The 7091-nt window shown below is 63.9% G+C and carries 7 protein-coding genes; 6 read left to right on the top strand and 1 reads right to left on the bottom strand.

Annotated elements, in window-relative coordinates:
* Positions 1–608: 608 nt before the first annotated feature.
* The 6 genes from htpG (at position 609) to J3489_RS29415 (ending at position 5477) form a co-directional block, all read left to right on the top strand.
* A complete protein-coding gene (gene htpG, locus J3489_RS29440; protein ID WP_207004344.1) occupies positions 609–2501 on the top strand; it encodes a molecular chaperone HtpG in 1893 nt (630 codons plus the stop codon).
* A complete protein-coding gene (locus tag J3489_RS29435) occupies positions 2501–3199 on the top strand; it encodes a chorismate--pyruvate lyase family protein (protein WP_207004343.1) in 699 nt (232 codons plus the stop codon). Before htpG ends, J3489_RS29435 begins: the two co-directional genes overlap by 1 nt.
* Complete coding sequence (locus J3489_RS29430) at positions 3196–3693, top strand: DNA-deoxyinosine glycosylase (RefSeq protein ID WP_207004342.1); 498 nt, start codon at positions 3196–3198, stop codon at positions 3691–3693. Before J3489_RS29435 ends, J3489_RS29430 begins: the two co-directional genes overlap by 4 nt.
* 137 nt (positions 3694–3830) lie before the next feature.
* Positions 3831–4172, top strand: coding sequence for a type II toxin-antitoxin system TacA family antitoxin (locus tag J3489_RS29425; protein ID WP_207004341.1), 342 nt, complete (start codon positions 3831–3833; stop codon positions 4170–4172).
* A complete protein-coding gene (locus J3489_RS29420) occupies positions 4160–4696 on the top strand; it encodes a GNAT family N-acetyltransferase (protein WP_207004340.1) in 537 nt (178 codons plus the stop codon). The genes J3489_RS29425 and J3489_RS29420 overlap by 13 nt, the downstream gene beginning before the upstream one ends.
* Before the next feature lie 313 nt (positions 4697–5009).
* Complete coding sequence (locus J3489_RS29415) at positions 5010–5477, top strand: hypothetical protein (RefSeq protein ID WP_207004339.1); 468 nt, start codon at positions 5010–5012, stop codon at positions 5475–5477.
* Between the two features lie 15 nt (positions 5478–5492).
* On the opposite strand, the gene J3489_RS29410 is transcribed toward J3489_RS29415, so the two are convergent.
* Positions 5493–6902: an MFS transporter gene (locus tag J3489_RS29410; protein WP_207004338.1), complete on the bottom strand. Its 1410-nt coding sequence runs from the start codon at positions 6900–6902 to the stop codon at positions 5493–5495.
* Positions 6903–7091 lie beyond the last annotated feature (189 nt).

Genomic DNA, 7091 nt, shown 5'->3' with positions numbered 1-7091 from the left:
GGTCTCGCATGGGCAACAGGTGGGCGCGGCCGCCGATTGGACGCGCGAGGCGTCGGCGGGCGTCCGGGGAGAGGTGCAGGTCTGACATGGCCCCCCCGCTCATCGGATGCAACGGCGGCCACTCAGGGCGCGGTCATCGCTCCCGCAAGGTTGGACGCTGGCAAGAGCCGGGCGAATCGTGAATCGAGGGGCGATTTGTGAGGTGGCGCCGCACGGTGCCTGCATGTCTCGTTCTCCATGTTCTGATCGATGAGAGAACGCAACATAACCAGCCCGATGACTGGCGAGATATAGGAATAGTCCGAAATGCGGAAAGTGTTAAGCGCCAGCGCTGTCCACCGGCACGTGAGCCTGGAGGGTCGATTTTCGACGCGCATCCGAGCTACCATTGCAGCTTTCGCTGCCCGAAAGCCCCCAGGCTCGCGCCCGGCATTCCGACCCGATTTCGCTCCGCACTTGAATTCGCGACCGCCATCCCCACTTGAGCGCTCGGTTCGCGCCGCGGCCCGCGGGCATCGACCTGCCGCCGCATCCGGCTCGCCCGCCCTGGCGAGCCCCAGGCGTCCGACTCGCACGACACACCATCCACGAAAGAGGAAACCCCGACCATGGCCCAAGAAACCATGAGCTTCCAGGCAGAAGTGAAGCAGCTTCTGCAACTGATGATCCATTCGCTCTACAGCAACAAGGAAATCTTCCTGCGCGAACTGGTCTCGAACGCGTCGGACGCCGCCGATAAGCTCCGCTTCGAAGCGATCGCCGACAGCACCCTCTTCGAAAACGATCCGAACCTGCGCATCCGCGTGTCGTACGACAAGGCCGCGCGCACCCTCACCATCGACGACAACGGCATCGGCATGAGCCGCGAGGAAACGATCTCGCACCTCGGCACGATCGCGCGCTCGGGCACCAAGGAGTTCTTCTCGAAGCTCTCCGGCGACCAGCAGAAGGATGCCGCGCTGATCGGCCAGTTCGGCGTCGGTTTCTATTCGGGCTTCATCGTCGCGGACAAGATCGCCGTCGAAACGCGCCGCGCCGGGCTGCCGGCTTCGGAAGGCGTGCGCTGGGTCAGCGCGGGCGAGGGCGACTTCGCCGTCGAGACGATCGAGCGCGCCCAACGCGGCACGACGATCACGCTGCACCTGCGCGAAGGCGAGGACGAGCTGCTGTCGACGTATCGCCTGAAGTCGATCATCCAGAAGTACTCGGACCACGTCGCGCTGCCGATCCTGATGAAGAAGGAAGAGTGGGACCAGGAACAGGGCGAGATGGTCACGAAGGACGAGGACGAGACCGTCAACCAGGCGAGCGCGCTGTGGACGCGCGCGAAGAACGACATCACTGAAGAGCAGTACAAGCAGTTCTATCAGCACCTGTCGCACGATCACCAGGACCCGCTGACCTGGACGCACAACCGCGTCGAAGGCCGCAGCGAGTACACGCAGCTTCTCTACGTGCCCGCGCACGCGCCGTTCGACCTGTGGAACCGCGATCATCGCGCGGGCCTGAAGCTCTACGTGAAGCGCGTCTTCATCATGGACGACGCCGAGCAATTGCTGCCGACGTATCTTCGCTTCATCAAGGGCGTGGTCGATTCGAGCGATCTGCCGCTCAACGTCTCGCGCGAAATCCTGCAGGAAAGCCGCGACGTGAAGGCGATCCGCGAAGGCGTGACAAAGCGCGCGCTGTCGATGCTCGAAGAGCTCGCGAATGCCGAAACCGATGAGGGCCGTGCGCAGTACGCGGGCTTCTGGCAGGAATTCGGCCAGGTGCTCAAGGAAGGTCTCGGCGAGGACTTCGCGAATCGCGAGCGCATCGCCAAGCTCGCGCGCTTCGCGTCGACGCACCACGACACGTCCGAGCAAAACGTCTCGCTCGCCGACTACGTCGCGCGCATGAAGCCCGAGCAAAGCAAGCTCTACTACGTGACCGCCGATACCTGGCAGGCCGCGAAGAACAGCCCGCATCTCGAAGTGTTCCGCAAGAAGGGCGTCGAAGTGCTGCTTCTGACGGACCGCGTCGACGAATGGGCGCTCTCGTACTTCACGGAGTTCGACGGCAAGCCGCTCGCGAGCGTCGCGCGCGGCGACCTCGATCTCGGCGCGCTGAACGACGAGGAAAAGAAGGCACAGGACGCAGTCGGCGAAACGATGAAGCCGCTCATCGAGAAGATGAAGGAGGCGCTCAAGGACAAAGCGAAGGACGTGCGCCTCACGTTCCGCCTGACCGATTCGCCGTCGTGCCTCGTCGCCGACGACGGCGAGATGAGCGGCTACCTGCAGCGGATGCTGAAGGCCGCGGGCCAGAATGCGCCAGAGTTCCATCCGATCCTCGAAGTGAACCCGGAGCACGCGCTGGTGAAGGCGCTTTCGGTCGATAGCGCGAACTTCGACGACTGGTGCCATCTGCTGTTCGATCAGGCACTCTTGGCCGAAGGCGGCTCGCTCGAGGATCCCGCGAGCTTCGTCAAGCGCACCAACGCGCTGCTGCTGTCGCGCTGATGAGCGCGACGCGCGTTCGCTTCGATGCGGCCGGCGCTCGCTGGCGCGCCGTGCCGCGGCCCGGCTTCACAGCCGCTCAGAAGGACTGGCTCACGCGCGGCGGCTCGCTGACCGCGCATCTGCGCACGCTCGGCAAGGTCGCCGTGCGCGTGACGCGCGAAGCGGTCGATCGAGCATGGCGCGACGAAGCCGCGGCGCTCGGCATGGCGGCGCGCGCGCCGGTCTGGGCGCGGGAAGTCGTGCTCGAAGTGGACGGCGTGCCGTTCGTCGCCGCGCACAGCATCGCGCCGCTGGCTGCGAGCCACGGCGTGTGGCAGGCGATGCGGCGGCTGCGCACGCGGCCGCTCGCCGAGCTGTTGTACAGCGACAGCAGCGTCGCGCGTTCGGCGCTGATGAGCGCGCGGCTCACGCAGCGCGAACCGCTTGCGGTGCTCGCGGCGCGCGAGATCGCGGGGCCGGCGCCGCACGCGCTCTGCGCGCGGCGCTCCGTGTTCGAGCGGCATGGCGAGCCGCTGATGGTCACCGAATGCATGTTGCCCGCGCTGTGGGCGCATCTTGACGCGCGGGCGCGTCGCGAGGGCCGGGCGGGCGCGGCGGCGGCCCATCACGCGCACGCGTCGCATGCGCGCGAGTCGGCGGGTCCGCTCGATCATCTCGCGTCGCGCGCGCACGGCGCGCACGCGCCGAACGCTGCATGACGCTCAAGCGCTGCTTCCCGCCGGTGGTGGATCGAAACACCCGGGTGCTGGTGCTCGGCAGCCTGCCCGGAGAAGTTTCGCTCGCCCACAACCAGTACTACGCGCACAAGCAAAATCGCTTCTGGCATTTGGTCGGCGACGTCATCGACGAGGACTTGCCGGCGTTGGCCTATGCCGAGCGGCTGCAAACGCTGCTTGCGCATCGCATTGGCCTGTGGGACGTCGTTGCCCAGGCGCGCCGAGAAGGCAGCCTCGATAGCCGGATCCGCGATCTTGCGGCCAATGACGTCGCGGCGCTCGTGGCCGCGCTGCCGAATCTTGCGGTTGTCGCATTCAACGGCGGTACGGCGGCGAAGATTGGTACGCGGGCGCTGGCGGGAAGCCATACATCGCTCAATCTCATCCGATTGCCGTCGAGCAGCCCGGCTTATGTGGCGGTGCCTTATGCTGAGAAGCTACGTGCGTGGGAGGCATTACGGAAGTGGCTGGCGTAGCACCTCAGGCAGCAGCAATTACGTCTTTGGCGTGCCCGGCGGCGTAGGAATGAGCGTCTGACCCACGACATGATCGTAAGTCTGACCTGCAAGAATCTGTATTGACATTGTGGATACACCGGCGCATATTTTTATGTATGCCCAAGATCCGCTCTTCGTCTTCAGAAAGGTTGGAATCTGCGACCGCTGCGGTTGCGGAGCGCGCCCGCGTATCTGAAGCGAAGGACAGTATCAATCTGCGCATCGATGCACGTACCCGTCAGCTCGTTGACGAAGCGGCTGCAATTCTCGGAAAGACTCGCACTGAATTCATGGTCGAAAGTGCTCGGCGGCAGGCGATTGACGTACTGCTCGACCAACGGCTCTTCATGCTCGACCCTGAGCTGTACGATGCGTTCATGCACACGCTTGATAATCCTCCGGCACCAGGACCGAAGCTGCGGTCGTTGCTGCGTCGAACTCCAGCATGGGGGAAATAGCGCGTTTGCCGGGACAGCCTGCACCACAACTCTCGGCCCCTGTTCCCTTGAGTGCCGAGCACGACCTGACAGCGTTCGACTGCGGTCAGCCAATTCTGAATGACTGGCTGCAGCAGCGCGCCCTTAAAAACGAAAGCCGATTTGCGCGCACGTATGTCGTTTGCGAAGGCAACCGCGTTGTTGCCTATTGCTGTATCTCGGCTGGTGCAGTCGAGCGTTCGACCGCACCGAGCAAGGTCCGGCGTAATGCGCCAGACGCAATTCCAGTCTCCGTTATCGGTAGACTTGCGGTCAGCCGCGACCACGCGGGCAAAGGGCTTGGCGCCGATCTCCTTTCCGATGCCCTGCGCCGCATTGCGATTGCTTCACAGAGCATCGGCATCGGCATCGGCGCGGTGCTCGTTCATGCCAAGGACTCCGCCGCAAGGCGTTTCTATTTGAAGTACGCCGAATTTATCGAGTATCCAATCGACAGCCGGACCTTGTTTCTTCCCATAGAAACCGTAATTGCGGCGTTCGGCTAAGTTCGGGGTGAATTGCAATGGGCGAAGCCAAAAGAAAAAGAGCGCGGGCAACAGAATTGCCATCGTGCAGGTAGATCATCCAGTCGGGGCCAATCGCCGTTCATCTCTCGAACTAACACATTTCCTCGCCGAGGATTTTAACGGTGTCATTCACTGGGCTCGCGACACGGATACATTTGAATCTAACCTCAAGTCATTCATCCGACTCGATCTTGACACTATCAGTCCACCGGAAATTCCGGAAGGTTGGAAACCGGAGATTACTATCTTGGCAGCAAATGGGTAACGGTAGACAAGGCCTGCGAAAAAGGTTGTGCCGTCAGGCAAGAAGCGCGTAGCGACGGCGGCCAAGAAAGCGGCCGTCAAACGTAAGCCACCTCTAGCTAAATCCGCACAGCAGAAGCCCAAGCGGACGTTTCCTCACTACTCTATTGAGGACGCGCGGAAGGTGCCCGATGTAATCAAGCAGTACAACATGGGTAATCCATGGGCGCCAAAAGATATTGCACAGGCGCTTGGCGTTGGCACTGGCAACAACTATTTCTATCTGACACAGAGCGCATCTAATCACTCCGGCCGCTGTCAAGGCAAACTTCAACGCGCGAACCGCAAAAAAAGCAGGCAGCGAAGTCATCCCGTCCACGATCGTGAACGATGCCGAAACTTGGAAGAATCGGGAAACAGAGCGGTCGTACTTGAAGATATTGCGCGAATCAAAATAGTGGCTCGCCGGACTGTGGCGTACGGTTTGGGAATTGCGCGGCTGCTTGCGGGCCGATGACCGGCTCTAAGCCCGCTAACCCTGCAGCCGCGGCACGGCTTTCAGATTGCGCAACGCCAACACCGTCAGCGTCCCGGTGACGATCGCCGCGAACAGATAGAGCCCGCGCGGACCGACGAGCGCCATGGCCGCCGACGCGAGCGTCGGCCCGGCGCTCGCGCCGAGCGAAAAGATCAGCAGCAACGCCGAGCTGACCGCGATGCGCTGATCGGAGGGCGTGCAATCGTTCACGTACGAAATGACGACGCCGTAAAGCGAAAACACCACGGTGACATAGAGGTAATCGATCGCCTCCACGAGCGCCCCTCTTTGCAGCACGAACAGCAGCACGCAGCACGCGGCGGTCAGTGTCGAGATCGCGGCGATCACGGCGCGGCGGTCGACGAGGTCCGCCAAGCGTGCCACGGGCCATTGCGGCAGCAGGGCGGCGAGCAGCGCAAAACCCATGAAGTGGGACACGTCGCCCACCGAATAGTCGAGCCGGCGCATGAAGATCGGCTGCATCGTATAGAAGCTGCTGTTGAGCAGCCCGGCCGCGAGGCAGCCGAACACGCCGAGCGGCGCCCAGCGGTACACGGTTGCAAGCCCGGACAGCCCGCGCGCGAGCTTCGACGCGCCGTGCTGCGCGGCGGCTTCGCCGGAGGCGGGAGCGGGAGCATGAGCGGGCGCATGAACGGACCCCTGAGCCGGCGCGCCGCCCGCCAGCGCGACCGGTATCAGCGACGCCGAGAACAGTGCGCTGACGATGCTGAACAGCTCGAACCCCGCCGGGTCGGCCAGGCCGATCAGAAACTGCCCGATGCCGACTCCCAGATAGTTCGTGATCAGATAGGCCGAGAACACCCGGCCGCGGTGCGCGTTGCTCGCGACCTGGTGCAGCCAGCTTTCGATCACCGTGAAGATGCCGACGAGGCTGAAGCCCATGACGAAACGCAGCGCGACCCAGACCGGCGCGGCGCTCCAAACGGCAAAGCCGAGCGCGCAGCAGGCGGAGAAGGCCGCGAACGCGACGAACGCGCGATGGTGCCCGACGCGCCGGATCAGGCCGCCGCCCCACAGCGCGCCGACCATGAAGCCCGCGTAGTACGCAGATTGGACGACGCCGACCACGAGCGCAGGCGCCTGCTGCCCGATCAGGCGCAACGAGATCAGCGTGCTCAAGAGGCCATTGCCGGTGATGAGGATCGCGTAGCCGAACAGCAGGATGGCCGTGGCTTGCAGGCTGTGGCGCGGCGTTTCGCGGCCGGCCGGAGCGGGCGGCACGGGCGGCAAGGATGGCGTCAGCGTGGCGCCCGACAGCGGCGTAAGCGCAGGCAGCTTCGGTTCGAAAGGATCGGCGGTGGACGCCGCCGCGGGCGGCTCGTGACTGGAGAGCGGGGATAGCCCGGTCACCTCGCGGGTCCACGGTTCATTGGCCGATTTCATGGTGGGTGTCGGTGCTGCGTGCTGGTGGTGGATGCGGTCTCGCGCGGGTCCGGCGTCGCCGCGGTCTATGTTGGAGCAATTCGAACACTTCGTGCAACGGGCTCAATTGACTCAATTGATGCGGCCCGCGCGCGCCGGCTGCGGCCGCCATTCGGCCCGCCTTGCGCAATCCGGTTGAAACCGGGTGGG

This window comes from Trinickia mobilis, assembly GCF_017315705.1.
Classification (GTDB): domain Bacteria; phylum Pseudomonadota; class Gammaproteobacteria; order Burkholderiales; family Burkholderiaceae; genus Trinickia_A; species Trinickia_A mobilis.
This window is presented reverse-complemented; position numbering and strand designations above follow the sequence as displayed.

Bases quoted from the DNA above. Each gene is read 5' to 3' on its own strand.
- J3489_RS29425 (WP_207004341.1), top strand. From the start codon at position 3,831: ATGCCCAAGATCCGCTCTTCGTCTTCAGAAAGGTTGGAATCTGCGACC.
- J3489_RS29420 (WP_207004340.1), top strand. From the start codon at position 4,160: ATGGGGGAAATAGCGCGTTTGCCGGGACAGCCTGCACCACAACTCTCG.
- J3489_RS29430 (WP_207004342.1), top strand. From the start codon at position 3,196: ATGACGCTCAAGCGCTGCTTCCCGCCGGTGGTGGATCGAAACACCCGG.
- J3489_RS29435 (WP_207004343.1), top strand. From the start codon at position 2,501: ATGAGCGCGACGCGCGTTCGCTTCGATGCGGCCGGCGCTCGCTGGCGC.
- J3489_RS29410 (WP_207004338.1), bottom strand. From the start codon at position 6,902: ATGAAATCGGCCAATGAACCGTGGACCCGCGAGGTGACCGGGCTATCC.
- htpG (WP_207004344.1), top strand. From the start codon at position 609: ATGGCCCAAGAAACCATGAGCTTCCAGGCAGAAGTGAAGCAGCTTCTG.